We start from the raw sequence: 24,483 nt of genomic DNA, 5'->3' as shown, positions 1-24,483 counted from the left end.
CATGGCGAGCCTGAAGGCGCTTCGGGGACGGATCACCAGCGTCAAATCGACGCAAAAGATCACCAGCGCCATGAAAATGGTGGCCGCGTCCAAGCTGCGACGTGCTCAGCAGGCAGCGGAGGCCGCGCGCCCCTATGCCGAGCTGATGCAGCGCATGCTGGCGGCGCTGGCCGATAACGTGGCGGGCAGTCCTTCTGCTCCGCGTATTCTGGTTGGAACCGGTCAGGACAAGGTCCACCTGCTGGTGGTCATTTCCGCTGACCGTGGTCTGGCCGGTGCATTCAACACCAATGTGGGCCGTGCGGCGCGCACGCTGGCCAACAGGCTGGAATCCGAAGGCAAGACAGTGAAAATTCTCACTGTCGGTCGCAAGGCGCGTGATTATCTGCGCCGCGATCTGGAAACCCGTCTGCTGCCGGAAACCTCGCTGGCCGGGAAGAAGGTGCTCGCTTTTGCGGATGCGCTGGCCCTCTCGCAGCAGATTACGGCGCTGCTGGATGCGGGTGAATTCGATGTCTGCACGCTGGTCTATAATCACTTTAACTCCGTGATCAGCCAGACTCCCGGCGAAACACAGCTTATTCCGGCACAGGTGCCGCAGGCGGCTCAGGCCAATGCGGGTGCATCCAACCATGGCGCCAAGGCGGTGTATGAGTTCGAGCCGGATGAAGAAACCCTGCTGGCCAAGCTGCTGCCGCAGAATCTGGCCATTCAGATCTACCGTGCGATTCTGGAAAGCGCTGCTGGTGAACATGCGGCGCGGATGACAGCGATGGATAATGCCACCCGTAATGCCGGTGACATGATCAAGCGCCTGTCGCTGACCTACAACCGCACGCGCCAAGCCAATATTACACGTGAACTGATCGAGATCATCTCCGGCGCCGAAGCGCTGTAGCCGATCCGCGAAAGAGGAGAGCCGCAGATGGCAAGCAACAATGTCGGGCGGGTCACCCAGATTCTGGGCGCCGTGGTTGACGTGCAGTTCGATGGCGAACTGCCCTTCATTCAGAATGCGCTGCAGACCCGGATCGGTGATCGCAGCCTGATTCTTGAAGTCGCACAGGAGCTTGGCGAGCGCACAGTCCGTGCCATTGCCATGGACAGCACCGATGGTCTGGTGCGTGGCGCCGAGGTTGAAGACCTTGGTCGTCCGATTACCGTGCCGGTGGGCCCGGGTACGCTCGGCCGCATCCTGAACGTCATCGGTGAGCCGATCGACGAGCGCGGTCCGGTCAATGCAACGAAGACCTATTCCATCCACCGCGCAGCCCCGTCTTTCGAAGACCAGGCGGCTTCTGCCGAGATTCTTGTCACGGGCATCAAGGTGGTCGATCTGCTCGCCCCTTACCTGAAGGGTGGCAAGATCGGTCTGTTCGGTGGTGCAGGCGTCGGCAAGACCGTGCTGATCCAGGAACTGATCAACAACATCGCCAAGGCGCATGGGGGCGTGTCGGTCTTTGCCGGTGTGGGTGAGCGTACCCGTGAAGGCAACGATCTGTATCACGAAATGATTGATGCGGGCGTCATCAAGCTCGGTGAGAACACCACCGAAGGCTCCAAGGTGGCGCTGGTCTATGGCCAGATGAACGAGCCGCCGGGCGCCCGTGCGCGCGTGGCTCTGTCCGGCCTGTCCATCGCGGAATACTTCCGTGATGAAGAAGGTCAGGACGTGCTGTTCTTCGTGGACAACATCTTCCGCTTCACCCAGGCCGGTGCCGAAGTGTCCGCTCTGCTGGGGCGTATCCCCTCCGCTGTGGGTTATCAGCCGACATTGGCGACCGATATGGGCGCGCTGCAGGAACGTATTACCTCCACCAAGAAGGGGTCTATTACCTCGGTGCAGGCCATTTACGTTCCGGCCGATGACCTGACCGACCCGGCGCCTGCGACCTCCTTCGCCCATCTTGATGCGACGACCGTGCTGAACCGCGCGATCTCTGAAAAGGGCATTTACCCGGCGGTGGATCCTTTGGACTCCACCTCCCGCTCCCTCGATCCGCGTATCGTCGGTGAAGAACACTACAAGGTGGCGCGCGATGTGCAGCGTATCCTGCAGACCTACAAGTCATTGCAGGACATCATCGCCATTCTGGGTATGGATGAACTGTCCGAAGAGGACAAACTCACCGTGGCCCGCGCCCGCAAGATCGAGCGCTTCATGTCCCAGCCTTTCCATGTCGCGGAAGTCTTCACTGGCTCCCCCGGCGTGTTCGTGAGCATTGAGGATACGGTCCGCTCCTTCAAGGAAATCGTCGAAGGCAAGCATGATGATCTGCCGGAAGCAGCGTTCCTGATGGTTGGCACCATCGAGGATGCCCGCAAGAAGGCCGAGGCGCTGAAGGCGAAGGCCTGATCCCATGGCCCAGACCAGCCTTGAAATTGTCAGCCCGGAAAAGCGTCTCCTGTCCAGATCCGTGGACATGGTCGTGATCCCGGCTGCAGAGGGTGAACTGGGCGTACTGCCCGGCCATGCCCCGATGATTGTGCTGCTTCAGGGTGGCACTATCCGGCTTTACCAGAATGGTCAGGTGACGGACCGGCTTTATGTTGCGGGCGGCTTCGCGGAAATTACGCCGGAGCGTTGCACGGTTCTGGCCGATCAGGCATTGCCGGTCGCTGAGATTTCAGCAGCCGATGCTGAAAAGCGTCTGGCAGATGCGGAAGCAGCTTATGCCACAGTCGACAAGCTTGATATCAAGGCATTGGATGCAGCCATGGAGTCCATCCAGGCGGCCCGTGCCATGGTTGAGGCTGTCAGACACTGAGCCATCAGGCTGGGTGTTTACACATAGCGTTCAGAGAAAGCCCCGGCCATTTGGTCGGGGCTTTCTTGCCTTTTCATGCTGTGGTGTCCTGCCGATGGTGCGGCCTTCATGCCACAGGCGGAGACCGTATTGGCCGAAAGGCCATTGCAGCGGGCAGAGGCCGCTATAATTTCGGTCTGCTGTGCGTTGTTGAAGAAACACTGACGGCAAAGCTGGTTGAGCGGATATCTCTATGAAGCATTGGCGTATCGAAGACGTGCCCTGGTCGGATTTCGACCCGGCTCTGGTTGATCCGGCGATTGTGCCGCTGGTCAAGGCGGCGGCAATGGTCGAGCGCAATGGCACTGACTATGCCGTCTATCTGAACGGTGTATTCCATGATGATCCGGACTTTTCAGGAGCGGCGGATCGTTGGGCGGTGGAAGAGGTACAGCATGGAGATGCGCTGGGAAAATGGGCCAGCCTCGCCGACCCGGATTGGGATTATGAGGCTGCCTTCGCCCGCTATAAGGCTGGCTATCAGATTGATCTCAGCGCGCATGCCTCAATTCGGGGTTCCCGTACTGGCGAACTGATCGCCCGTTGCATGGTGGAGACGGGGACCTCCTCCTATTACACCGCGCTCGGTGATGCGACAAAGGAGCCGGTTCTGAAGCATATCTGCAAGTTGATCGCGGCTGACGAGTATCGCCATTTCAAGCTGTTCTACGACCATATGCGGCGTTATCTGGAGCGGGAGAAAATCGGCTTTCTGAACCGCCTGCGCATTGCCGCCGGGCGTATCGGTGAGAGCGAGGATGATGAACTTGCCTTCGCCTATCATTGCGGGAACGAGGCCGAGACTATCCCCTACAGCCATGAGCGCTGTATTGCCGCTTATATGACTCAGGCAATGGGCTATTACCGTTATCATCATATTCAGCGGGCCACCGGAATGGTGTTCAAATCGGTGGGGTTAATGCCGCATGGGCGGTTGTCCACCTGGTCGACCAAACTGGCATGGGCGTTGATGCAGCGTCGCCGCAAGCATTTTCTCCGGCAGCCTGTTGGCAAGGACGCGGGCTTGCAGATGCAGAGCGTTGCAAAGGCTGCCTGATCCATGACCACACCCTCTGCCCCCACCCCGTCGAGCAAGCGTATCCGGCATCGTATGCATCCTGCTCGTCTTCTGTTTCTGTTGCCCTTTGTCGCCATGCTGGCGGTTCCGTTTTACAACCGGATCGAGCCATCCCTTGGTGGGGTGCCGTTTTTTTACTGGTACCAGACGGCTTGGGTGTTCATCACCGCGATTTTGGCCGCCATCGTTTATCGTGCCGAGCATAAGGCTGATTACTGAGAAAGATGCCGTAAGATGGATTGGGTTGCGACAGGCATTTTCATAGGCCTGTTTATGTTCGTGACGCTGCTGGGATTTGCCGCGGCACGCTGGCGGGCGGGGGATCTCAATCAGCTTCATGAATGGAGCCTGGGGGGGAGGCGTTTTGGAACCTTCATAACCTGGTTTCTGCTGGGGGGTGATCTCTATACGGCTTATACTTTCATTGCGGTCCCGGCCTTTATGTATGGCAAGGGTGCGATGGGCTTTTTCGCCATTCCCTACACTATTCTGATCTACCCGATCCTTTATGTGGTCTTCCCACGGCTTTGGACGGTGGCGCACCGACAGGGCTACACCACCGCTGCTGATTTCGTGCGGGGACGTTTCGGTAATCGATGGCTGTCTCTGGCGGTCGCGATAACCGGCTTGCTGGCCACCATGCCTTATATCGCTCTTCAGCTTGTCGGTATGGAGGTCGTGATCGGTGCGCTCGGTTTTCATGGCACCGGCGTGTGGGGCGATATGCCTCTGATCATCGCCTTTCTGATTCTGGCCGCCTTCACATACACATCGGGTCTGCGTGCCCCGGCGATGATCGCGGTGGTGAAGGATCTGCTGATCTACATCACAGTCTTTGCGGCCGCGATTATCGTGCCGATGCATCTGGGTGGGTTTGGGCAGATTTTTGCGCATATTCCGTCGCAGAAGCTGCTGCTGGCAACGCCGGGACCGGATTCATGGGGGGATTGGAGTGTCTATGCCACTCTGGCGCTCGGTTCGGCGATCGCCCTGTTCCTGTATCCGCATTCTCTGACCGGGGTGCTCAGTGCCAGCAGTCCGGATGCTATCCGGCGCAATGCAGCGATCCTGCCGGCCTATTCCTTTACGCTGGCGCTGCTGGCTTTGCTCGGTTTCATGGCGATTGCCGTCGGACTGACTGTTTCACCCCAGCTTTCGGTGCCGGAACTGTTCAAGGCATCTTTTCCATCCTGGTTTGTCGGTGTGGCGTTTGCGGCTATCGCCATTGGGGCATTGGTGCCGGCAGCGATCATGTCCATCGCGACGGCGGCCATTTTCACGCGCAATGTCTGGCGGGAGTTCCTGCGCCCCAATTGCACTGATGCCGAGGAAGCAGGGATCGCGAAATTCGTTTCCATGCTGGTGAAGCTTGGCGCGCTGGTGTTCATCATTTTCATGCCGAAAGATTACGCGATCCAGTTGCAACTGCTGGGTGGGGTCTGGATCATTCAGACGGCCCCCCCGATCTTTCTGGGGCTTTACAGTCGTTTCTTCCGCTCCTGGCCTTTGCTGGCCGGATGGGCTGTAGGAATCGCATCCGGTACATGGATGGTGGCGGAAACCGGATTTAAAGGCGCCACATACGGATTACATCTGGGTAACTGGACGATTCCGGGCTATGCGGCGGTCTATGCATTGATTTTGAATATTGCGGTATCAACCCTGCTTTCCGCAATCTTCGCCTTGAAAGGGCCCGAGCGCACGCAGGATTTGAGCGTCTTGGAGGAAGAGGCGGTCTAGATGACCTCCCGGTCATTCCCCTTTGCCTGCCTTCTGGTAAAATCGCCTGTAACGGACGTGCAGGAGAGCAGGCGAATGAGCCAGAGTACCAAGATCCCGGCCACCCTCATTCCGGGCGATGGCATTGGTCCCGAGATTGTCGAGTCTGTTGTCAGCGTGCTGGACGCGCTCGGTTCTCCGTTTGAATGGGACTCTCAATATGCCGGTATGGCGGCTATCGCCCGGGTGGGTGATCCGCTGCCCCGTGAAACGATCCAGAGTATTCATCATAACAAGCTGGCGCTTAAAGGACCGCTGACGACCCCCACCGGGGGTGGATACCGCTCGGTCAACGTGCAGCTCCGCAAGGAATTCGAACTGTTCGCCAATGTGCGCCCCGCGCTGACCCTGATCCCGGGTGGACGGTTCGAGGATGTCGATATCACCCTGATCCGCGAGAATCTCGACGGTTTCTATGCCGCGTTCGAACATTACATGCCGATCGGTGACGACCCTCATGCTGTGGCGATGTGTGCGGGCTTCAACACCCGCACGGGCTGTCACCGGATTATTCGCTACGCTTTTGAATACGCGGTGCAGAATGGCCGCAAGAAGGTCACGCTGGTCCACAAGGCGAATATCCTGAAGGCGCTGACCGGTATCTTTCTGGAGGCGGGCAAGGAAATCGCCAAGGAATATGAGGGCCGTATCGCTTTTGAGGAAAGAATCGTCGATGCCTGCGCGATGCAGCTGGTACTCGATCCGGGTCGCTTTGATGTCATCGTCACGACCAACCTGTTCGGCGATATTCTGTCTGATCTGATTGCCGGGCTGATCGGTGGGCTTGGTCTTGCTCCGGGTGGCAATATTGGCAAGCAGGCAGCGATTTTCGAAGCCGTCCATGGCTCGGCCCCTGATATCGCCGGTAAAGGGATCGCCAATCCTCTGGCGCTGATGCTGGCGGCGGCCATGATGCTGGACCATGTCGGCAAGATTGATCTGGCAACCAGATTGCGTAATGCCATCCGTATCACGACCCTGGAGGATGGCATCCGTACCCCTGATCTGGGGGGAACCGCCAAAACCAGGGAACTGACACAGGCTTTGATTAGCCGCATCGGATAAAACAGGCGGTTCTTCGGTCTGAGGAACAAAAAAAAACCCTCTTCTCTCTATCAGGGAAGGGGGGTATTTTTGCCGGGTGGAGTTAAGCTTTCCTTTACGGGCTGCGCATATTCGTCGTCAGTTGGGACGGCTTTGCGCTATGTTGGGTTGGGCCGCCCTGCATGAGGTTCCGTTACCCAATGGCCGCCGGGCCGATATTCTGGCCCTGCGCGGTGACGGCAGCTTTGTCTGTATTGAAATCAAGTCCGGCAGCCGCGATTTCATGACGGATCGCAAGTGGCGGGAATATCACGCTTATGCGGATGCCCTGTTTTTTGCGGTCGATCTCGATTTTCCGCTTTCTTTGCTGCCGGATGATGTCGGCATTATCGTGGCTGACAGCCATGGTGCGGAGATCATCCGGCCTGCACAGGAAGGCGGGGCCATGGCGCCGGCCAGGCGTCGCAGCCTGACATTGACCTATGCGCGTCTGGCTGCCGGCAGGCTGGCAGCAGCACTGGACCCCGATTTGCGCGCGTCCCTTATGGCCGCCCATCTGGTGGAATAAGCGGGTGCCGCGGTCAGGCTATGGCAGCGGCCAGCTCGGCAGGTTGTGGCACGGTGGTGGGACGGAGGCGTGTGGCAGTCAGACCGGCGGCGACATTGCCCAGCTCTGCTGCGCGTTCGATGGGGCAGCCAGTGGCCAGCGCCGCACTGACGGTTGCCACGACGGCCTCTGTCACGCCTGACAGGCGTGCTTTTTCCTGTGCAATGGTGGCATGGGTCCGGGTTCCGTTTTCATCTGCCAAAGTCAGGCCGCCATCCTGTCGCAGAGCCATAACGGCGCGATGCCCGAACCGTGCCCGCAATTCGGCCGCGGCAATTTCGATCTGCTCGGGCGTTTCGCAGGCCAGCCCGGTGGCGTGAGATAATTCGCGTTTGCCGGGGACGATAATATCAGCCCCGGCAAACAGCACAGAGCGGCCAAGGCTGGGGGCAACCACCAGCGGACGGCCCGCCGCGCGGGCGGCCAGCGAAATGCCGGAAATCACCGGACCGGACAGCAGGCCGTTTCCGTAATCCGCCAGCACTGTGATGGAGGTTGCGGCCATGGCATCGCGGGCAATCCGTAGAAGCCTGTCACTCAGGCGATCCTGAATATCCTCGCGGATTTCACGGTCAACGCGCAGAATTTGCTGGCCATCCGCCATATAGCGGGTTTTGCGCGTGGTGATGCGCCCGCCCTCAACCAGCAGCCACGGCTCTACACCGGGTTGGCTGCCGACCAGCCCGGTCAGGTCAGAGCCGGTCTGGTCATCACCGACCAGCGATACGAAGGCGACAGCGGTCCCCAGCGCGGTCAGGCAGCGCAGCACAGTTCCGGCTCCTCCCGGAACAGCCATTTCCTCATCAGCGCGCAGTACGCGCAGTGACGGTTCCTGTAAGCCATCCCGCACCGGTCCACTGATGTATTCATCCATCATGACATCGCCGACAACCAGCAGGCTGGCCTGATGGAATTTCGGCAGTCCGGGCAGGGCCGGGACAGCAGGTTCAGAACCGTTGCTGCCGGACCAGTCGTCCCGCATGGCGGCGTGCGCGCGTCGCAGAAAGGCCCGTTGCGGATCAGGCATAGGGATACTGTCTGGCATGGTTGCCTGCATCGGCAACAACGTGCCGCCCGACGGAGAATAAAAAGTTCATTGCAGCCAGATTAAAACAGATTTCTCGCTCTTGGAATTATTACTGCACGCGATAGCATCACATTTTAAGCGAAACCCTGTCCCTTTCCGCCATGCGTGGTTTTACCCTCCCGATGACAGCGAGGGTTGAAAATTGCAGGGCGCTGGGTGCAGATTTGGCCCAACCTTGCCAAAAAGATGCGAAACTGCTGCAATTTCGTCTCTTAAGATGCGGAGATTGCTTGATGTTACGCTATGTGCTTGCGGCTTTTCTGGGTATGGCTTCTCTTGGTTTGTCCGCTGAAGCGCACGCGCAGTCCGAGCAGCAGGCGATTGTCGATCGTGCGACATTGACGGTGCAGGACATGCTGGGACCGGCTCATTCCAGTGATCGTATCAATACACTGAAACGGGCACGGGCTGTGATGATCTGCCCGCAATCCTTCCGGGCGGCCTTTATTTTCGGCGGGGCCGGCGCAAGCTGCGTCCTGTCGGCGCGCGATGGGGCCGGGTCATGGTCTGCCCCTGCTTTCTTTTCAATGTCCAGCGTCAGCTTTGGGCTTCAGATCGGGATTCAGGACAGCCAGATCATGCTCATGATCATGAATGACAAGGCCCTCAGCGCAATCATGGACAAGCAGTTCAAGTTCGGCGGCGATGCTTCCATGTCTGTGGCGACATTCGGAGCAGGAGTGGAGGGTGATGTTACCGCGGCATTGCGGGCGGATATTATCGGGTTCTCCAAATCCCGTGGCCTGTTCGGAAGTGTCGCGCTGAACGGGACTTTCCTGACCACCGATACGGATGCCAACCGTGCCTATTACGGACAGGCTCTGGCCGCCCGGCAGATTGTTATCCAGATGCAGGTCAATAATCCCGGAGCCGACCCGCTGCGCACCATCCTGGCGCGTTACGGTACACCCGGTCAGGCAGCCGCAGCACCTGCTGCGGCCGGACAGCCGACCCAGACGCAGGAACCAGCCTATACGCCTGCGCCAGTGACAGGTGGCCCTACCAGACTGGCGCCGGTTCAGCAGCAGCCCCTGTCCCCTCCGCGCTGATAAAAGAAGGCGCGCAGGGGGCGATAACGAAGCTCAGCTTCTTTTGGCTACCGGTGCGGGGCGGAAGGCTTTATCACTGGTCTTCATGACTGAGGCCCCTCCCTTCTGGAAAACCAAACGCCTGACCGAGCTGACCCGTGAGGAATGGGAAAGCCTGTGTGACGGTTGCGGGCGCTGCTGCCTGCATAAACTCCGTGATGAGGAGACGGAGGAGCTGGCCTTCACCAATGTATCCTGCCGCCTGCTGGATACACAAAGCTGCCGCTGCACCAGCTATGCCACCCGATTTCGCAAGGTGCCGGACTGCATCAGCCTGACCCCCGCTCTGGTCGAGGAGATCGACTGGCTGCCGCCGAGCTGTGCCTATCGGATTGTGCTGGACGGCAAGGATCTGCCCTGGTGGCATCCTCTTGTCTCCGGCGATCCGGAAACGGTGCATCAGGCTGGCATTTCAGTACGTGGTCGGGCGATTGATGAACGGCAGGCCGGGCCGCTGGAGAATTACATCGTCTCCTGGCCCGGTCGTTTTCCCCGTCCGCGCCGCCCCCGGCAGGAGGCGGCAGGCAAGACGGCCGACGAGTCATGAAGCTGCCTCTGTTTCGGGCGAAACCGGCTGGCCCGGTGGCGACACCGGAACGGCTGGATGCCTCGTCTGCGGCCATTGTGGTGACCGAAACCCTGCCGGGCGGCCTGCCTGTGCCTGTCTTATGGCGCCGCAATGCGCGGGCGCGGCGGATCAGCCTGCGTATTGATGCACGGCGCGGCCATGCGGTGCTGACCCTGCCGGGCCGGGTCGGGCGTAAGGCGGGCCTGGAACTGCTCTATCGCCATGCAGAGTGGGTGGAAGAAAAACTGGCGATGCTTCCGCCGCCTCTTTTGTTTCAGGACGGGGCGACAATACCGTTCGATGGCAGGGAGGTGGTCATCTGTCATGACGGGCAGGCGCGTGGCGTGGTGCGGCTGGAGGGAGAAACGCTGCATGTCAGCGGCGATCCTGCGTTTCTGAAGCGCCGTGTGCAGGACTGGTTGCGGCGGGAGGCACAGAAGCGTTTCTCGACCCTGACTCTGGCCAAGGCGGCCTCTGCCGGGCTGAAGCCGCGGCGTGTCTCCATCAAGGACACGGTGTCGCGCTGGGGCAGTTGTGCGCCGGATGGCAGCATCGCTTATAGCTGGCGGCTGATCATGGCACCGCCCTATGTTCAGGATTATGTAGCGGGCCATGAGACCGCACATCTGAAACATATGAATCACAGCGCTGATTTCTGGGCGCTTTGTATACAACTGACCCCCTATCGTGCGCAGGCGACGGCCTGGTTGCGGCAGGAGGGGGGCAGGCTGATGCGGGTCGGCGTGGGATGATCCCGTCAGGATCAGGCGGAGTCGCCAGACGATGCAAATGGGTGATGCGTGCGGGGGCAGCATGATCCTTGCATGGTCTGTATCGGAGCCGGTCCGCCAGCCGCAGGAAACGGTGCTTTAAACTGGGTATTTCTGGAGGGGAAGAAATCATGACACGGGAAACACCTGCATCCCTGATGCAAACAGCCGGCATTATTCCTGTTCTGATGATTGGCCGTGTTGCGGATGCGGTTCCGCTGGCCCGGGCTCTGGTGGCGGGCGGGATCAGGATGCTGGAGGTCACCTTGCGTACAAAAGCGGGCCTCGATGCTGCCCGTGTGATCGCGCAGGAAGTGCCGGAAGCGGTGGTGGGTCTCGGCACCGTTACCACCCCGGCCGAGCTGGAAACGGCCCGTAAACTGGGGTTGCGCTTTGCGTTCAGCCCCGGTGCGACGCCGGTTCTGCTGGATGCGGCGGCAGAGACCGACCTCCCCTTTGTTCCTGGTATCCGTACAGCGTCCGAACTGATGGCCTGTATCGAGCGCGGCTTCAGTGCCGCCAAGCTGTTTCCGGCCGAGCCGGGCGGGATGGCGACGCTCAAGGCGCTGGGCGGTCCGTTCCCCGATGCACGTTTCTGCCCCACGGGTGGCATTTCCGAGGACGGGATCGAGGCATGGCTGTCGCTGCCCAATGTCGTGGCAATTGGCGGCTCATGGCTGGCCACGCCGGCTGAAATCGAGGCCGGTGCGTGGGATGCGATCACTGCGAAAGCATCCCGCAGCGCGGCCCGTGTCAGCGCGTTGAGAAGCCCTGGCGGGCAGGGAGCATAGAAATATGGAGATCGGCACCCCGAATCCGCGTCTGCTGGAGATCACGGCGCGCATCGTCGAACGGAGCCGTGAGACACGCAGGGCCTATCTGGACCGTCTTGCCGATGCGGCGCGGAAACGGCCTCGCCACAAGATGGGCTGTGCCAATCTGGCGCATGCCTATGCGGCCTGCACGCATACTGACAAGCAAGTGATGACGCAGGGGCAGGCGCCGAATCTCGGTATCGTGACGGCTTATAACGACATGCTGTCCGCGCATCAGCCTTACGAGACCTATCCGGATCTGATCCGGGAGGCTGCACGGATGGCCGGAGCGACGGCTCAGGTGGCGGGTGGTGTGCCGGCCATGTGTGATGGCGTGACGCAGGGGGAGGACGGGATGGAGCTGTCCCTGTTTTCCCGCGACGTGATCGCGCTTTCCACGGCGATTGCGCTGTCGCACCAGACCTTCGATGCGGCGGTCTGTCTGGGGGTGTGTGACAAGATCGTGCCGGGCTTGCTGATCGGGGCATTGTCCTTCGGTCATCTGCCGGTGGTGTTCATTCCGGCAGGTCCGATGACCACGGGACTTCCCAACAGTGAAAAGGCCCGGGTGCGGCAGCTTTATGCCGAGGGCAAGGTGGGACGCGATGCGCTGCTGGTTTCGGAGAGTGAGTCGTATCATGGCCCCGGCACCTGCACTTTCTATGGCACGGCCAACACCAACCAGATGCTGATGGAGATCATGGGGCTGCATTTGCCCGGCGCCTCCTTTGTCAATCCCGGCACGAAGCTGCGGGACGGGCTGACGCGGGAGGCTGTGACGCGGGCGCTGGCTCTGACGGCTGATGGCGACAACTGGACACCGCTCGGGCGGATGCTGGATGAGCGTGTGTTCGTCAACGGAATCGTCGGGCTGCATGCCACAGGCGGCTCTACCAATCACACGATTCATCTGCTGGCGATGGCGCGGGCGGCGGGTATCATCCTGACCTGGGATGATTTGTCCGATCTGGCTGAAATCGTGCCGCTGCTGTGCCGGGTTTATCCGAACGGGCAGGCGGATGTGAACCATTTCCACGCGGCAGGCGGCATGGCGTTCCTGATCTCCACCCTGTTGCGGGGCGGATTGCTGCATGAAGATGTGGAGACGGTCTGGGGTCGGGGCCTGCGGCACTACGTGGCGGAGCCATGGCTGAATCCGGAGACCGGCACGGTCACATGGCAGGATGGCCCGCAGGTCAGCGGCGATCCCGCCGTGCTGCGCGGGATGGAGGAGCCGTTCGCGCAGACGGGCGGCCTGCGTGTGCTGGAAGGGCCGTTGGGGCGAGCGGTGATCAAGACCTCGGCCGTGCATCCGGAGCGTTACGTGATCGAGGCGCCCGCCATGGTGTTCCACACGCAGGAAGCCATGCAGCAGGCGTTCAAAAATGGGGAACTGGATCGGGATGTCATCGTGGTGGTGCGGTTTCAGGGGCCCCGGGCCAATGGTATGCCGGAGCTGCATAAGCTGATGCCTGCTCTGGGCGTGTTGCAGGATCGTGGTCATCGCGTGGCGCTGGTGACGGATGGGCGGCTGTCGGGCGCATCCGGCAAAGTGCCTGCCGCGATCCATGTCACTCCTGAAGCGGCGGCGGAGGGCCCGATCGCCCTGATCCGGGATGGTGACCGCCTGCGGCTGGATGCCGTGCATGGCCGCTTGGAGGTGCTGGAAGACCCCGTGACGTTCATGGCGCGGGAGCCGGTGCGGGATGATCTGTCCACCAGCGCATACGGCACTGGAAGAGAGTTGTTCGGCAATTTCCGGAGTCTGGTCAGCCGTGCGGATGAGGGGGCCTGTACGGTTCTGACTTGAAATCACGGGATAACCGGGTTGCACTGATGGCGTGGTTTCAATGCAAATCCGTACTTATGACGCGCTTTGCGGCGGATAAAGACGGGTGTTTTATCAACTAGGCCCTTGACATAAGGGCGCTGTCATTGTGTCTAGCGCGTCTGCCCCGCACGGGGTGGCCGGACCTGTCCGGTCGCCACATGTGGTGCCTGCATGCGATGCAGGGGTGTAGCTCAATTGGCTAGAGCGCCGGTCTCCAAAACCGGAGGCTGGGGGTTCGAGACCCTCCACCCCTGCCAGCAGCAGCATGGTATTGACCCGTAATTCTGCGGCGTTCCTGAGGAGCAAACCAAGCGTGGCGACCAGTCCGGCGAAATTCCTGCGCGATGTGCGCAGCGAGGTGTCGAAGGTCACCTGGCCCTCCCGCAAGGAGACGCTGGTGACGACCGGTCTGGTGTTCGCAATGGCGACCCTGGCGGCGGCGTTTTTTTTCGTGATCGATCAGCTTGCCGGACTTGGTATCAGCCTGACATTCGCGAGCGGGGGTTGAGAGGTTTCCGATGGCCAAGCGTTGGTACGTGGTCCACGTCTATTCCGGTTTTGAAAAAAAGATCGCCCAGCAGATCCGGGAAACAGCCGTTCAGAACGGCCTGATCGATCATTTCGACGAAATTCTGGTGCCGTCGGAGGAAGTGGTCGAGCTTCGCCGTGGCCAGAAGGTCAATGCCGAGCGCAAATTCTTCCCCGGCTATGTGCTGGTGAAAATGGAGCTGACCGACGACACCTGGCATCTGGTGCGCGATACGCCGCGCGTCACGGGGTTCCTCGGCAGCAGAACCCGCCCGTCCCCGATTTCGGAGGCCGAAGCGGACCGCATCCTGCGGCAGGCCCAGGAAGGGGTGGAGCGTCCCCGTCCCGCCGTGCTGTTCGAGGTCGGCGAGCAGATTCGCGTGGCCGATGGTCCCTTCACCAGCTTCAACGGCGTGGTCGAGGAAGTGGACGAGGAAAAGGGCCGCGTGAAGGTCAGCGTCTCCATCTTCGGTCGTTCGACGCCGGTGGAGCTGGAATACGGGCAGGTCGAGAAGATCTGATCCACCCGGTGACACAACAGAGTCTGAAGGGGCGGCTTTCCGGGAGGAAGGCCGCCTTTTTGTTTCAGCCTTCTGCGGCGGCCAGTGCTTCTTCTGCTTCCAGCCAGATGGCCTCGGCTGAGTCGATCTCTTTGGCGATCGCGGCCAGCCGGGCATTGGCGGCGGTGACTTCCGCCACGCGCGACTCGGCATAGATCGCCGGATCAGCCAGTTTTTCCTCTATTTTTGTGCGCTCGGTGGTCAATTTCGCGATCAGCGCCTCTGCATCTCTGGCCTTCCTGCGCAGCGGCGCGTTGGCGGCGCGGGCCTCGGCCCGTTCGCGGCGCTCATCCTTGCGGGAGGAAGCCTCCGCCTTCACCACCGGACGGGCGCGCTCCGCCAGATAGGTGCGGTAATCATCCATCGATCCGTCGAATTGTTTGACGGTACCGTCGGCCACCAGCCAGAGCCGGTCGGCGATCATCTCCACCAGATCGGGATCATGGGTGATCAGCAGCACCGCACCCTGAAAATCCGCCAGCGCTCTGGTCAGGGCGTCACGGGCGTCGATATCCAGATGGTTGGTGGGTTCGTCCAGAATCAGCATCTGCGGCGCGTCGCGGGTGGTCAGAGCCAGCAGCAGGCGCGCCTTTTCGCCGCCTGACAGTTTGCCGACCTGTGTTTCGGCGCGATCCGCATCCAGACCGAATCGGGCCAGATGCGCCCGCAGCTGGGGCGGCAGGGCGCGGGGCAGGGCCCGCGCCATGTGATCGACCGGCGTGTCGGACAGGACCAGCTCCTCCGCCTGATGCTGGGCGAAATAACCGACGCGGAGTTTGGCGCTATGTTTGACCTCTCCCTCCAGCGGAGGCAGGCGCATGGCCAGCAGCTTGGCAAGAGTGGATTTGCCGTTGCCATTGGCCCCCAGCAGTGCGATGCGGTCATCCATATCCACGCGCAGATTGATGCCGCCCAGAATACGCTTGTCGCCATAGCCGGCACTGACACGCTCCAGCGTCAGGATGGGTGGGGCGAGACGGGCTGGCTCCGGAAAATCGAAGCGGATCGGCGTTTCCTCGATCACGCTTTCAATCTGCGGCAGTTTTTCCAGCGCCTTGAGCCGGGATTGAGCCTGCCTTGCCTTGGTGGCCTGTGCGCGGAACCGGTCGACGAAAGCCTGCATATGGGCGCGCTGGGCGGCGATTTTTTCGGCGGCGCGGGCCTGTTGCTCCATCTGCTCCGTACGGATGCGGACGAACTCGCTATAGCCGCCGGGGGTCAGGGAGAGGCCACCACGATCGAGATGGGCGATGGCATGCACCGCCCGGTCCAGCAGCCCGCGATCATGAGAGACGATCAGCGCCGCGCCGGAGAATTTCAGCAGCCAGTTTTCCAGCCACAGCGTCGCCTCCAGATCCAGATGGTTGGTCGGCTCGTCCAGCAGCAGCAGATCGGGTTGCAGAAACAGCGCGGAGGCCAGCGCCACGCGCATCCGCCAGCCGCCGGAGAAGGAGGAAACAGGACGGCCCTGTGCCTCCGCATCGAAGCCCAGCCCGGCCAGAATGGCAGCGGCGCGGGCCGGGGCGGAGTCTGCGCCGATCGCCAGCAGCCGGTCATGAATATCGGCCAGCCGCTCCGGCGGGGCGGTTTCAGATTCCGCCAGCAGTTTCGTGCGCTCGGTATCCGATGCCAGCACAGTCTCCACCAGTCCGGCGGGACCGTCCGGCGCTTCCTGCGACACCACTCCCATTCTGGCGCGGGAGGACAGGCGGATGCTGCCGCCATCCGGCGTCAGATCACCGGCAATAGTCCGCAGCAGGGTGGATTTCCCGGCTCCATTCCGGCCGACCAACCCGATGCGCCGCCCGGCTTCCACGGTCAGGCTGGCATGATCGAACAGGACGCGGCCGCCCATGCGGAGGGTGAGGGAGTCGATGATCAGAAGGCTCATAGGATGTGCTTATCCGGTCAGGCGGGGCCGAGGGCAAGCTATCCTCTGCCAGGACGGGGGAGAGTTGCCGGTGCGCGGGTTGCAAGCCGTGCGGCTTGCGGCTATGGCCGCGTCAGAAATAACCGGCTGTCTGGCTGGATTTCACCTTCTTGTTCTATCTGACCCAGGGGCAGATCATCATGGCGATCGAGCGTACGTTTTCCATCATTAAGCCCGACGCGACCCGTCGGAACCTGACCGGCCGCATCAATGCGGTGTTTGAGGAGAACGGCCTGCGCATCGTCGCCCAGAAGCGCGTTCAGCTGTCCCAGGCCCAGGCCGAGGCGTTCTATGGTGTGCATCGCGAGCGTCCGTTCTTCAACGATCTGGTCAGCTTCATGATCTCTGGCCCGGTTGTGGTGCAGGTGCTGGAAGGCGAGAACGCCGTGGCCCGCAACCGCGAGCTGATGGGTGCCACCGATCCGAAGAAGGCCGATGCCGGCACCATTCGCGCCCAGTTCGCCGAGAGCATTGAAGCCAACTCCGTGCATGGTTCTGACAGTGCCGAGAACGCGGCGATCGAGATCGCCTATTTCTTCGCAGGCAGCGAAATCGTCGCCTGATCACACTTCGCCGCATGTTCCTGCCCTGCGCCTTGGTGCCGGGTGGGAATAGGCTGGGGAACTAAAAAAGGCCGGTCCACCCGGAAGGTGGAACCGGCCTTTTTGATGGGATGAATTCCCAAAAACACTCAGGTGAGGAAGATGCCCATCAACGCCAGAATGATGGCGACCGCAGCGATAGCGACCTTGGCACCGGTCACAAAATGCGCATAGACGCGCTTGCGGTCGGCCAGCAGGTCATCGACGGTGGTGATCGGCGCCCGGGCATAAGTGGCTGAAGGCTGCGACATGACGGTCCTCTTGCAAGGCTGGCCTTTTGTAAGGCCAGTTTTGTTTTATCGGCTATGACTGGCTGTGTTTCTAGAAGTGCTGTTGCCTGACTGCAAGAGCCTGTCTGCAAGAGTGAAGTCAGGCTGACGGCAAGGGATTGAGCAGGGCAGCATCCGCAGGTGCGGCTTTCCGGTCCTGTTCCAGCCAGTTCCGCAGGGCCATGGGATACAAAACGTGTTCCTGAGCCAGCACCCGGTCTGCCAGAGTGTCCTCTGTATCGTCCGGCAGTACCGGCACAGCGGCCTGGGCAAGGATCGGCCCCTCATCCATGATCTGCGTGACCAGATGCACGGTGCAGCCATGCAGTTTGACCCCTGTTTCCAGTGCCCGGCGATGTGTGTGCAGGCCGGGGAAGGCGGGCAGCAGGCTGGGATGGATATTCAGCATCTTGCCCTGCCAGCGATCCACCAGACAGGGCGTCAGCAGGCGCATGTAACCGGCCAGACAGATCAGCTCGATTCTCCGGGCGCGCAGGGCTTCGTCGATAGCTTGCTCATGCGCCTGCCGGTCCTTGCCGAAGGGGCGGTGATCGATGCATAGCGCCTCGATCCCGGCTTCACGGGCGAAATCCAGTCCGGCGGCGGCAGGATCGTTGGACAGGACCAGCGCCACCTGTCCCGGAAAACCGGGAGCACGTGCAGCAGAGACCAGGGAGCGCATGTTGCTGCCCCGGCCGCTGATGAAAATCGCGATCCGCGTCATTCTGGAATGACGAGCAGGTCGGGGGTGGAGGCCGCACCTTGCTGCGTATCAATACGACCGAGGCGATAGACGGTTTCGCCCGCTCCGCTCAGCAGTGCGGTGGCAGCATCCGGATCGGATGTGACGACGATCATGCCGATGCCGCAATTGAAAACGCGCAGCATTTCATCATCCGCGACATTGCCCTGCGCGGCCAGCCAGTTGAACACCGGGGGGCGGGGCCATGCGGCGGTGTCAATTACTGCATGCAACCCGTCCGGCAGAACGCGATGCACATTGCCCGGCAGACCGCCGCCCGTGATATGCGCGGCAGCTTTCAGCAGGCCCGCGCGATGCAGGGCCAGCACCGGGGAGACATAGATCCGGGTCGGGGTCAGCAAAGCTTCTGCCAGCGTCCTGCCTTCGGCAAAGGGGCAGGGCGCATCCCAGGCCAGCCCGGAGGCTTCCACAACCCGCCGCACCAGAGAATAACCATTGGAATGGACACCGCTGCTGGCCAGACCGAGCACGGTATCACCGGCGGCAACACCTGCGGGCAGCAGCGCCTCCCGCTCTGCCGCGCCGACCGAGAAACCGGCCAGATCGTAATCGCCATCGGCATACATGCCCGGCATTTCCGCGGTCTCCCCGCCGACCAGCGCACTGCCCGCCTGACGGCAGCCTTCTGCGATTCCGGCCAGAACGGTCCGTGCCGCCTCCACCGATAATTTGCCGGTTGCGAAATAATCGAGGAAGAACAGCGGCTCTGCCCCCTGCACCACCAGATCGTTCACGCACATGGCCACCAGATCGATGCCGACGGTCTCATGACGCCCGGCCTCGATGGCGACGCGCAGCTTGGTGCCGACGCCATCCGTCGTGCTGACCAGAACCGGATCCTTGAATCCGGCGGCTTTCAGGTCGAACAGTGCTCCGAACCCGCCCAGCCCGCCCATCACGCCGGAACGGCTGGTGGCGCGGGCCAGCGGCTTGATGGCTTCGACCAGGGCATCGCCAGCGTCGATGTCGACGCCTGCATCCCGGTATGTCATGCTGCTCATGGCTTGTCCTCTCGGGCGGCTTCCCGCGCAACGCGGGAAGATCGCGGACTGCGTCGGGACGTTTGGTGCGAGTGGACAGAAACCATAGCCGCGTGGCGCGCGCAACGGTGACATATGGCGCGGAGCCATGCGGTGGAATGAGGGCATTTTTCTTTTGCTGATCGTTTTCCATGCCTGAAGGCAGTTTCCCCCCCGATCGGCACACCCCCGGTCATGGCGGCAACATGCTTCCGCCCCCGGATCATGCCCTGTTTACCCTGCCCAACATCATCACCTTCGGGCGGCTCTGTGCCGTACCGTTCGCGGTGTGGCTGGTGCTGCGGCATGATTTCGCAGCGGCATTCTGGCTGTTCGTGGCAGCCGGCCTGTCGGATGCGATTGATGGCTGGCTGGCCCGGCGTCGCGGCCCGACCGTGGTGGGGGCGGCGCTTGATCCGGTGGCGGACAAGGCTTTGCTGGTCGGTATGTATGTGATGCTGTCCATTGTAGGCTTGCTGCCGGACTGGCTGGCCATTCTGGTTGTGTTCCGCGATATCCTGATCCTTGGTGGCATCGTGGTGCTGACCACAATCGGGCAGGATGTCGCGATCAGCCCGCTCTATGTGTCCAAGCTGAATACGACCTTACAGATCATTCTTGTCGCTTTTCTGCTGGCAACAGCGGCCTTTGCCCCGCCGGAGGCCAGTCTGGTGGCGGCCACAAATACCGTTCTGGTGGTTCTGGTTGCGCTCAGCACGCTGGCAAGCGGGGCGGCTTATGTCTGGACAGCCTGCCATCCGCGTTGATCGCATGTGTCCGGTGTCAAAAGCAGCTATGCTGCCATAAGCGGACACGGGATGAAGGGGATGGTCGGATCATCCCTGCGGCAACAATCCTGTGGTCGGGTTCTGGCAACCATGGAGCATAGGCTGGATGACAGGCGATTCCGGCGAGGTCACGACGACGATGGAGGATCGGACTGCGCTCCATAGGGTGGCGGAAGAGGTTTCTGTGCCGGTCACTCCCCTGCGTGCTGATCCTTCACCGCCGGCCCGACACGGCGCCACGCGAATGCAGCGTGTGGCCCTGATCGGCGGCGTGCTGTTTGCTGTATGGCTGACCCTGCATCTGTTTGCCTCGATTCTGCTGCCTTTCGTGATGGCGGGGGGGATCGCCTATTTTCTTGATCCTCTGGCGGGACGGCTGGAGCGGCTGGGTTTGCCGCGTGGCGTGGCGGCGGGTCTGCTGATCGCGGCCATGATCCTGTTCGGGTTGCTGTTCGCCCTGTTGCTCTATCCGCTGATCGTGGCCCAGCTCGGCATTCTGCTGTCCCGTCTGCCTGCCTATGTCGCGTTGGTGCGGGATATCGCGATCGACTGGCTTGGCAGGGTGCAGGAGAGGCTGGGCCCCGGTTTCGTCGATGCGAAGCTTCAGGATGTGGTGTCAGTGCAGGCCGGTACCCTGCTCGCCATGGTTGGGCGGGCGCTGAGCCGGGTGATCGGCGGCGGTTTCGCGCTGTTCAATGTGCTGACCGTGCTGGTGGTGACGCCGGTGGTGGCGTTTTACCTGCTGCGTGACTGGCCCAAGGCCGTGGCGCGTGTGGATTTATGGCTCCCGCGCCGTTATGCGGGCGTGGTGAGGGCGCAGGCGCGGGAGATCAACCGTATCCTGTCAGCATGGCTGCGCGGGCAGGCTCTGTGCTGCCTGATGCTTGGTGTGTTCTATGCGGTGGGGCTGTCTTTTGTGGGGCTTGATCTTGGCCTGCTGCTGGGGCTTGCCACCGGAATCGTTTCCTTTATCCCCTATGTCGGGACGGTGCTGGGGGGTGCGGGATCATTTGCGCTTGCCATGGCCCAGTTCCACGACTGGAACCGGGTGGCTCTGGTGGCAGGCGTTTTCCTGGCCGGTCAGATTTTGGAAAATTATGTGATTTACCCCCGTTTTCTGGGTGACAGGGTTGAACTGCATGCCGTGTGGGTGATTTTCGCCCTGTTCGCGGGTGGGGCGGCGTTCGGCTTTCTGGGCGTCTTGCTGGCGGTTCCCATGGCGGCCGTCATCGGTGTGCTGTCGCGTTTCTGGCTGCGACGTTATCTGGCCAGTCCGCTCTATCTGGAGCCGCCGGGGGCATAATGCACTCGTTGATCCTGATCAGGGCGATGGTGGTGGGGGTTGCACCATGAGTGCGGCCTTGCAACTCGGCCTCCCCTTTGCTTACGAGCCTGCTTATCGGCCCTCAAATTTTCTGGAAGCCCCCTCCAACCGGGCGGCGCGGGCCTGGCTGGCTCGCACGGCAGAGTGGCCGCAGGGAAGGCTCGGCCTGTTCGGTGATGAGGGTACCGGCAAGACCCATCTGTTGAGTATCTGGGCTGATTTACACGGGGCGGAGAGACGGCCCGGCCCTTCCCTGCGTGGATTGCCCCGGGCACCTTTGGCGCCGGTTGCGGTTGATGATGCGGATGCGACCCCGGATGAAGCCGCCTTGCTGCATCTGATCAATGCTGCCGCCGAGGCGGGCGTGCCGCTGTTGCTGGCGTCCCGGCTGCCTCCGGCGCGTTGGCGCGTGACGTTGCCTGATCTTGCCTCCCGCCTGCGGGCGACATCATCGGTTGGAATTCTGCCCCCGGACGACGCGCTGCTCCGCGCACTGCTGGAGCGCCTGCTGACGGAGCGTCAGTTGAGCGTGCCGCCCAGCCTGCAATCCTGGTTGCTATTGCGGCTGCCGCGCACTGCCTGGGCTGTGCGGGAAGTGGCCGCGAGGCTCGATCGTGCCGCATTGGCGGAGGGAGGCAGGGTGACAAAAATACTGGCGGCGCGCATCCTGAGCGGACTGTGTGAATCGGATGTTGATGAGGCTTGCCGTGACAGTTTCGCGTCAGACGCAGACGAAATCTTATCGAATCCCCCGGCGCTCCTCTAAAACGGCGGCCATGGACGCGCGCGCTGATCTTTCCCCCCGCATTGCCACTCAACCGGAGACGGAGGTGGCATCAATCGTTCCGGACAGTCCCGACCGTTTCATCAATCGGGAGCTGTCATGGCTGGATTTCAACCAGCGTGTACTGGAGGAAGCTGATAATCCCCTGCATCCCTTGCTGGAGCGTGTGCGCTTCCTGTCCATCAGCGCTTCCAATATCGACGAGTTCTTCTCGGTCCGGGTGGCCGGGCTGATCGGGCAGGCAAAAGCAGGTCTGGCGGAGCTATCGCCGGATGGTCGTTCGCCGTCCCAGCAACTGGCGGAGATTCGTACACGGTCCCGGAAATTGTTCAATGACCAGCAGGCTTGCTGGAACACGCTGCGGAATTTGCTGAGGGAGGCCGGGATTGATGTCCTGAAACTGCCTTCCCATGGCAATGCCGCGGCAGCGATGGCGGAAACCCTGTTCGACGAAGCCGATATGCGGTTTCTCGCCAACTGGTTCATGGAGCGGGTTTTCCCCGTTCTGACGCCACTTGCGGTTGATCCGGCGCATCCGTTTCCGTTCATTCCGAATATGGGTCTGGTCATGGTCCTGCATCTGGTGCGGGATGCGGACGGGCAGGGTATGCGTGGCCTGATTCCCCTGCCGACCCAGACAGACCGTTTCATTCGGCTGCCGGCGCGCTCCGCTGCGGCTGATGGCAGGGGGGAGGAAAAACCCGATCCCCGCATCCGCTTCCTGATGCTGGAAGACCTGCTGACCCTGTTCCTCGACCGCCTGTTCCCCGGTTTCCATGTAGATGGGCAGGGCATGTTCCGTCTGATCCGCGATACCGATGTGGAGTTCGAGGAAGAGGCCGAGGATCTGGTGCGCTCCTACGAGAGTGCGCTGAAACGCCGTCGCCGGGGCGTGGTCATTGACCTGACCCTGAGCGGGGAGACGCCGCTGCCCCTGCGGGAGATGGTGATCGATGAACTCGATGTCTCCCCGGATGAAGCATCGGTGCTCGACGGTATTCTGGCGGTGTCCGATGTCCGGCAGTTGATCGTGGATGATCGGACTGATTTGCTGTTCCCGCCCTATACGCCGCGTTTTCCGGAGCGTATCCGCGATTTCGGCGGGGATTGCTTTGCCGCGATCAGGGCCAAGGACATCATCGTCCATCACCCGTTTGAGAGCTTCGACGTGGTGGTTCAGTTCCTGCGGCAGGCTGCCAGCGATCCGGCCACGGTCGCGATCAAGCAGACATTGTACCGCACCAGCCGCGACAGCCCGATCGTCAAGGCGCTGATAGAGGCCGCAGAAGGCGGTAAATCCGTGACCGCGATGGTCGAACTGCGCGCGCGCTTCGATGAGGAGGCGAATATCCGCCTCGCCCGGACCATGGAGGCAGCCGGTGTGCAGGTTGTGTTCGGATTTGCCGAACTCAAAACCCATGCCAAGCTCAGCCTCGTTGTAAGGCGGGAAGGCAATTCCATGCGCAGCTACGCGCATTTTGGCACCGGGAATTATCACCCGATCACGGCGCGGATTTATACGGATCTCAGCTTCTTCACCAGCGACCCGGCTTTGACGCGCGATGCGGCCCGGCTGTTCAACTACATGACCGGTTATGCCCGTCCTGCGAAGATGGAGGCTCTGGCATTCAGCCCGCTGACCACCCGCGACACGCTGATGGAATTGATTCAGGACGAGATCGAGCATGTGCAGGGCGGACGACCCGGCACGATCTGGCTGAAAATGAACAGCCTTGTCGATTCCGTGCTGATCGACAAACTGTACGAGGCCAGTAATGCAGGCGTGAAGATCATGGCTGTGATCCGCGGTATCTGCTGCCTGCGGCCCGGTGTGCCGGGCCTGTCCGAGAATATCCGCGTCAAGTCGATTGTCGGGCGCTTTCTGGAACACAGTCGCATCTGCGTGTTCGGGAACGGCCATGCCGTGCCCAGCCGTCATGCCAAAGTGTTCATCAGCAGTGCTGACTGGATGGCCCGCAATATGGACTGGCGCGTGGAAACGCTGGTGCCGATTTATAACCCGACCGTGCATGCACAGGTGCTGGATCAGATCATGGTCATCAATCTGAAGGACACGGCCCAGTCATGGGAACTGAAGCCTTCAGGGGCATGGCACCGGGTACCTGCCAAAACCGTGGCGGGACGTAAACCTGTGTCAGCACATCATTATTTCATGACCAACCCATCCCTCTCCGGTCGGGGATCAGCGCTGCATGGGCCGATGCTGGGGCCGCTGGTGGCCAGCCGTCGTCCGGACAGAGTCAGCGAGGACTGATCAAAAATTCGCGTCCTGATTGAAAATCACGCCCCCTTTAATACAAAGAATTTGTATAGAAATTTTGGCAAATCTGCATAAAAATGCGGGTTTGCCTTTTTTGTTTTAGTGATAAGTGGAAAATGATCTGCTTTGTCTGTTGCCAGGGTGCTAAATACACAAGAACA

General features: G+C 61.2%; 25 protein-coding genes and 1 tRNA gene. 21 read left to right on the top strand and 5 right to left on the bottom strand.

The genetic code is table 11. The features are described 5' to 3' along the window. The first annotated feature begins 1 nt into the window (after position 1). The 8 genes from GbCGDNIH8_RS12760 to GbCGDNIH8_RS10645 all read left to right on the top strand — a co-directional run bounded on the left by GbCGDNIH8_RS12760 (position 2) and on the right by GbCGDNIH8_RS10645 (position 7,276). The gene (locus tag GbCGDNIH8_RS12760) at positions 2 to 898 is read left to right on the top strand and encodes a F0F1 ATP synthase subunit gamma (protein WP_095206454.1); all 897 of its coding nucleotides are present in this window, start codon (positions 2 to 4) and stop codon (positions 896 to 898) included. 27 nt (positions 899 to 925) lie between these two features. After that, positions 926 to 2,356, top strand: a complete 1,431-nt coding sequence (gene atpD / locus GbCGDNIH8_RS12755; protein ID WP_095206453.1) for a F0F1 ATP synthase subunit beta — start codon at positions 926 to 928, stop codon at positions 2,354 to 2,356. Positions 2,357 to 2,360: 4 nt separating this feature from the next. Continuing rightward, positions 2,361 to 2,768, top strand: coding sequence for an ATP synthase F1 subunit epsilon (gene atpC / locus GbCGDNIH8_RS10670; RefSeq protein ID WP_072573168.1), 408 nt, complete (start codon positions 2,361 to 2,363; stop codon positions 2,766 to 2,768). Between the two features lie 232 nt (positions 2,769 to 3,000). After that, positions 3,001 to 3,864 carry a rubrerythrin family protein gene (locus tag GbCGDNIH8_RS10665; RefSeq protein ID WP_072573167.1) on the top strand — a complete coding sequence of 288 codons (864 nt, stop codon included), beginning with the start codon at positions 3,001 to 3,003 and terminating at the stop codon, positions 3,862 to 3,864. A 3-nt stretch (positions 3,865 to 3,867) separates the two neighbouring features. Then, positions 3,868 to 4,104: a DUF3311 domain-containing protein gene (locus GbCGDNIH8_RS10660; protein ID WP_253736026.1), complete on the top strand. Its 237-nt coding sequence runs from the start codon at positions 3,868 to 3,870 to the stop codon at positions 4,102 to 4,104. Between the two features lie 15 nt (positions 4,105 to 4,119). Further along, positions 4,120 to 5,625, top strand: a complete 1,506-nt coding sequence (mctP, locus tag GbCGDNIH8_RS10655) for a monocarboxylate uptake permease MctP (protein WP_072573166.1) — start codon at positions 4,120 to 4,122, stop codon at positions 5,623 to 5,625. Between the two features lie 75 nt (positions 5,626 to 5,700). Next, on the top strand, positions 5,701 to 6,729 hold the full coding sequence (locus tag GbCGDNIH8_RS10650; protein ID WP_072573165.1) for an isocitrate/isopropylmalate dehydrogenase family protein: 1,029 nt from the start codon (positions 5,701 to 5,703) through the stop codon (positions 6,727 to 6,729). 76 nt (positions 6,730 to 6,805) lie between these two features. Beyond that, positions 6,806 to 7,276 carry an MmcB family DNA repair protein gene (locus tag GbCGDNIH8_RS10645; protein WP_072573164.1) on the top strand — a complete coding sequence of 157 codons (471 nt, stop codon included), beginning with the start codon at positions 6,806 to 6,808 and terminating at the stop codon, positions 7,274 to 7,276. Between the two features lie 13 nt (positions 7,277 to 7,289). On the opposite strand, the gene GbCGDNIH8_RS10640 is transcribed toward GbCGDNIH8_RS10645, so the two are convergent. Next, positions 7,290 to 8,360, bottom strand: a complete 1,071-nt coding sequence (locus GbCGDNIH8_RS10640) for a bifunctional heptose 7-phosphate kinase/heptose 1-phosphate adenyltransferase (protein ID WP_157692632.1) — start codon at positions 8,358 to 8,360, stop codon at positions 7,290 to 7,292. A 275-nt stretch (positions 8,361 to 8,635) separates the two neighbouring features. Between GbCGDNIH8_RS10640 and GbCGDNIH8_RS10635 the strand changes: the two genes are divergently transcribed. The 8 genes from GbCGDNIH8_RS10635 (at position 8,636) to nusG (ending at position 14,523) form a co-directional block, all read left to right on the top strand. Next, positions 8,636 to 9,451: a lipid-binding SYLF domain-containing protein gene (locus GbCGDNIH8_RS10635; RefSeq protein ID WP_072573162.1), complete on the top strand. Its 816-nt coding sequence runs from the start codon at positions 8,636 to 8,638 to the stop codon at positions 9,449 to 9,451. 85 nt (positions 9,452 to 9,536) lie between these two features. After that, the gene (locus GbCGDNIH8_RS10630) at positions 9,537 to 10,037 is read left to right on the top strand and encodes a YcgN family cysteine cluster protein (RefSeq protein ID WP_072573161.1); all 501 of its coding nucleotides are present in this window, start codon (positions 9,537 to 9,539) and stop codon (positions 10,035 to 10,037) included. Next, positions 10,034 to 10,810, top strand: coding sequence for a M48 family metallopeptidase (locus tag GbCGDNIH8_RS10625; protein ID WP_081368973.1), 777 nt, complete (start codon positions 10,034 to 10,036; stop codon positions 10,808 to 10,810). The genes GbCGDNIH8_RS10630 and GbCGDNIH8_RS10625 overlap by 4 nt, the downstream gene beginning before the upstream one ends. Positions 10,811 to 10,959: 149 nt before the next feature. Further along, positions 10,960 to 11,619, top strand: coding sequence for a bifunctional 4-hydroxy-2-oxoglutarate aldolase/2-dehydro-3-deoxy-phosphogluconate aldolase (eda, locus tag GbCGDNIH8_RS10620; protein ID WP_072573160.1), 660 nt, complete (start codon positions 10,960 to 10,962; stop codon positions 11,617 to 11,619). Between the two features lie 4 nt (positions 11,620 to 11,623). Further along, complete coding sequence (edd, locus tag GbCGDNIH8_RS10615; RefSeq protein WP_072573159.1) at positions 11,624 to 13,453, top strand: phosphogluconate dehydratase; 1,830 nt, start codon at positions 11,624 to 11,626, stop codon at positions 13,451 to 13,453. Positions 13,454 to 13,654: 201 nt separating this feature from the next. Continuing rightward, positions 13,655 to 13,731: transfer RNA gene (locus GbCGDNIH8_RS10610), tRNA-Trp, on the top strand. 56 nt (positions 13,732 to 13,787) lie between these two features. Then, positions 13,788 to 13,982, top strand: a complete 195-nt coding sequence (gene secE / locus GbCGDNIH8_RS10605; RefSeq protein WP_025287364.1) for a preprotein translocase subunit SecE — start codon at positions 13,788 to 13,790, stop codon at positions 13,980 to 13,982. A gap of 10 nt (positions 13,983 to 13,992) precedes the next feature. Next, entirely contained in the window at positions 13,993 to 14,523 is a 531-nt protein-coding gene (nusG, locus tag GbCGDNIH8_RS10600; RefSeq protein WP_072563791.1) for a transcription termination/antitermination protein NusG, read from the top strand. A gap of 64 nt (positions 14,524 to 14,587) precedes the next feature. Here the strand turns inward: nusG and GbCGDNIH8_RS10595 are convergent, their stop codons facing one another. Beyond that, entirely contained in the window at positions 14,588 to 16,453 is a 1,866-nt protein-coding gene (locus GbCGDNIH8_RS10595) for an ABC-F family ATP-binding cassette domain-containing protein (RefSeq protein WP_072573158.1), read from the bottom strand. A 179-nt stretch (positions 16,454 to 16,632) separates the two neighbouring features. On the opposite strand from GbCGDNIH8_RS10595, the gene ndk reads away from it, so the two are divergent. Further along, complete coding sequence (gene ndk / locus GbCGDNIH8_RS10590) at positions 16,633 to 17,055, top strand: nucleoside-diphosphate kinase (protein WP_025287362.1); 423 nt, start codon at positions 16,633 to 16,635, stop codon at positions 17,053 to 17,055. 128 nt (positions 17,056 to 17,183) lie between these two features. Here ndk and GbCGDNIH8_RS12980 read toward each other — a convergent pair whose 3' ends face one another. The 3 genes from GbCGDNIH8_RS12980 to purM all read right to left on the bottom strand — a co-directional run bounded on the left by GbCGDNIH8_RS12980 (position 17,184) and on the right by purM (position 19,127). Then, complete coding sequence (locus tag GbCGDNIH8_RS12980) at positions 17,184 to 17,345, bottom strand: hypothetical protein (RefSeq protein WP_157692631.1); 162 nt, start codon at positions 17,343 to 17,345, stop codon at positions 17,184 to 17,186. A 118-nt stretch (positions 17,346 to 17,463) separates the two neighbouring features. Then, the gene (gene purN, locus GbCGDNIH8_RS10585; protein WP_072573157.1) at positions 17,464 to 18,087 is read right to left on the bottom strand and encodes a phosphoribosylglycinamide formyltransferase; all 624 of its coding nucleotides are present in this window, start codon (positions 18,085 to 18,087) and stop codon (positions 17,464 to 17,466) included. Continuing rightward, the gene (gene purM / locus GbCGDNIH8_RS10580; RefSeq protein ID WP_072573156.1) at positions 18,084 to 19,127 is read right to left on the bottom strand and encodes a phosphoribosylformylglycinamidine cyclo-ligase; all 1,044 of its coding nucleotides are present in this window, start codon (positions 19,125 to 19,127) and stop codon (positions 18,084 to 18,086) included. Before purM ends, purN begins: the two co-directional genes overlap by 4 nt. A gap of 170 nt (positions 19,128 to 19,297) precedes the next feature. Between purM and GbCGDNIH8_RS10575 the strand changes: the two genes are divergently transcribed. The 4 genes from GbCGDNIH8_RS10575 to GbCGDNIH8_RS10560 all read left to right on the top strand — a co-directional run bounded on the left by GbCGDNIH8_RS10575 (position 19,298) and on the right by GbCGDNIH8_RS10560 (position 24,316). After that, the gene (locus GbCGDNIH8_RS10575) at positions 19,298 to 19,912 is read left to right on the top strand and encodes a CDP-alcohol phosphatidyltransferase family protein (protein ID WP_081368972.1); all 615 of its coding nucleotides are present in this window, start codon (positions 19,298 to 19,300) and stop codon (positions 19,910 to 19,912) included. Positions 19,913 to 20,039: 127 nt separating this feature from the next. Next, the gene (locus GbCGDNIH8_RS10570) at positions 20,040 to 21,236 is read left to right on the top strand and encodes an AI-2E family transporter (RefSeq protein WP_253736025.1); all 1,197 of its coding nucleotides are present in this window, start codon (positions 20,040 to 20,042) and stop codon (positions 21,234 to 21,236) included. Between the two features lie 46 nt (positions 21,237 to 21,282). Beyond that, a complete protein-coding gene (locus tag GbCGDNIH8_RS10565; RefSeq protein ID WP_072573155.1) occupies positions 21,283 to 22,023 on the top strand; it encodes a P-loop NTPase family protein in 741 nt (246 codons plus the stop codon). Between the two features lie 10 nt (positions 22,024 to 22,033). Continuing rightward, positions 22,034 to 24,316: an RNA degradosome polyphosphate kinase gene (locus tag GbCGDNIH8_RS10560; protein ID WP_072573154.1), complete on the top strand. Its 2,283-nt coding sequence runs from the start codon at positions 22,034 to 22,036 to the stop codon at positions 24,314 to 24,316. Positions 24,317 to 24,483 lie beyond the last annotated feature (167 nt).

Source organism: Granulibacter bethesdensis (assembly GCF_001889545.1).
In the GTDB taxonomy this organism is placed as follows: Bacteria; Pseudomonadota; Alphaproteobacteria; order Acetobacterales; family Acetobacteraceae; genus Granulibacter; species Granulibacter bethesdensis_B.
The sequence above is the reverse complement of the archived record's forward strand: the minus strand, read 5'-3'. Positions and strand labels throughout refer to the sequence as shown.